A 2,311-nucleotide genomic window follows, 5' to 3' on the forward strand; every position below is an offset into this window, starting at 1 on the left:
TTGTAGGTATCTGCTCTGAATATCTCTCTGGTCTCATACTGTGGTCTGAGCCATAACGGTGATTTATCATTCCAGAGATAATCATGGGAAGCATCGTTCACCGCTGCAATAACATCATCTATATCAGCAAACAGCAGATCCGCGTTTAGCCATTTCAGAAAATCAGCTGTAAGCCCTCCATGTGAGAAAAGCACATTGTCAATCCGATGGATTATGTTGATCTGTGCCGGACTCTTAAGGCTGTTCTCAAGTTCTTCGAGCTTTGATATGACCGTCCTCTCGGCATAAGGAGAATATCCGGTCTCAAGCCTTCCCCACGGGTAGCTGACATCATGATTGCCATAGCACCAGAGAGTATCCGGATAGTCCACAGCAAATGCGATTGCCCGGTCAAATGTTTCTTTATATCTCTCTATCTGAAATTCCATATTCCAGTCATCCGGAATATCCATTAGGCATACAGCCCGATCCGCCTTACCGTCTTTTATGATTTTCTCGGCCCTGTCAAATATCCATGTTTTCAGATGAATATCCGGTATTACAAGTACTCGCATAACTCCATCTCCCCCATAAGTAAAACAATTTTCGAGCGATATACGTAGTTGAAAATCACCACTCGTTTTATCAATGTTACCATCAAAAGGCGACTTCATTTCTGCAAGCGCCTAAAGTGTACTTCTAAATTCACCTACCGCTTTATTCTAATAAGTGCCGTCGGTGATTTTGCATTTCCATCTCTATAAACGATATCCTCATTAATCAACGGATTTAGTACTTCCGCCAAAAACTGACTTCTACTCTTATATTTTGTATATGCCTGAAGTTCTTTTACAGATTTCGGTCCTTCTATTTTTAGTATTTCCAATATTCTTTCTGCATCTGTTACCACATCATTATCAGTCTCTACTCCATTCTCTTCATAAAGCTTATCATACAAACGTAGATTCAAAAAACCAGGATATATCGATACAACTGGTTGCAAGTGTTCTTCACTATCTTTATAACTTTCAATCATAGTCTGAAAGCCTGTACCACCACGTTCCATTAAATTTGCTTCATCCAGACACGCCGCTATTATTGTATTTCTACGTATAGAAGGAATAGAGCCAATAGGATATTCTTCATAGTTCTTCGGTAACAGCCATGATCCTGGTGATACGATCTCTATTCTGTCGCAATATATATCTACATCTATCTGAGTACCAGCTATAGAATAGTCCCTATGAGCTACTGCATTTACAAGGGCTTCTCTAATCGCCTCTTTCGGATATGATCGAATTTCCTCACGACCACCGTTTGGAGTCTTTTGCCATCCTGTCTTCGTATTTCTTTCAATGAAATTGATTGCATCTTGAAAAACCTTAGCCAAAGATCCTTTAAATCTTTCGTGATCCAATACGGTTCCTGTCTTTTGTTTTCCCTTCCAAAGCCGACAGCATAGCAAGGAATCATCTCCATCATAATCGTCACCAAACATGATAAAACCAGATTTTGCAAAGCCCTCTTTAGATACAATTTCCTCATTCTGTAAATCCTTTAATGTTGGAGCCGACGAATCCTCCCTGTACTCCCTGCATACTTTGATATATTCCGTCCATTTCTTTTCATCGTACTTTATCTCCGTCGTTTCATTATCTACACCAAACTTCCTTTTATGCAAAGCAATTATTTCTTCTGGTGTAGCAGGCGGTGTATTTCCATCACCTTTAATATATACGGTCTCATTAAAATCACCCTCTCGATATCTTAAGATTGAATCCGCTTGGATGACATTGACCGCCAAAACAAAGCGCTCTGCATTCGCATCAACACTTCTCAACATATACTGAACCCTTGCATGTGGAAATATATGTCTATCGTTAATCGTAGCAATAAGATTTTTTGTCTTATCAATTTCGTCCAAGCTAATACCAAAAGCCTCGCCTTCATTCGAAACTCCGACAAACATAACTCCTCCTTTCCCGTTTGCATATCCAACAATTGTTTTAGCCCATTTAATAGGTTTGTCAGGATTCAAAACTGTCTTATATTCATAATCTAAATCTTCTGATATTACATCCGGAAATAACTCACGTATATGCATCTTGGCACCTCCTGCAGTCTTATGCGATAAACATATCAAACATTTCGGAACATTGCAACAACATTTCGGAACATTTCGACGACATTTCAACTTCACATGAATACTGTAATTAGAATTAACATAATTACGCTATTTTACTCTGAATACCGAGAATTCACCTAAAAAAAGATTACAAAAGACTTTTGGGTAACATTTCGGTGCATCGTAATGTTCATACTCCTCAACTTC

General features: G+C 38.9%; 2 protein-coding genes. Both read right to left on the reverse strand.

The window, feature by feature from the left end:
* Positions 1-554: metallophosphoesterase (locus QZZ35_RS11250; RefSeq protein ID WP_291237487.1), on the reverse strand; the 554-nt coding region annotated here is incomplete at its 3' end.
* Between the two features lie 134 nt (positions 555-688).
* A complete protein-coding gene (locus QZZ35_RS11255) occupies positions 689-2,083 on the reverse strand; it encodes an ATP-binding protein (RefSeq protein WP_291237488.1) in 1,395 nt (464 codons plus the stop codon).
* Positions 2,084-2,311 lie beyond the last annotated feature (228 nt).

This window comes from Frisingicoccus sp. (assembly GCA_016298055.1).
In the GTDB taxonomy this organism is placed as follows: domain Bacteria; phylum Bacillota; class Clostridia; order Lachnospirales; family Lachnospiraceae; genus Frisingicoccus.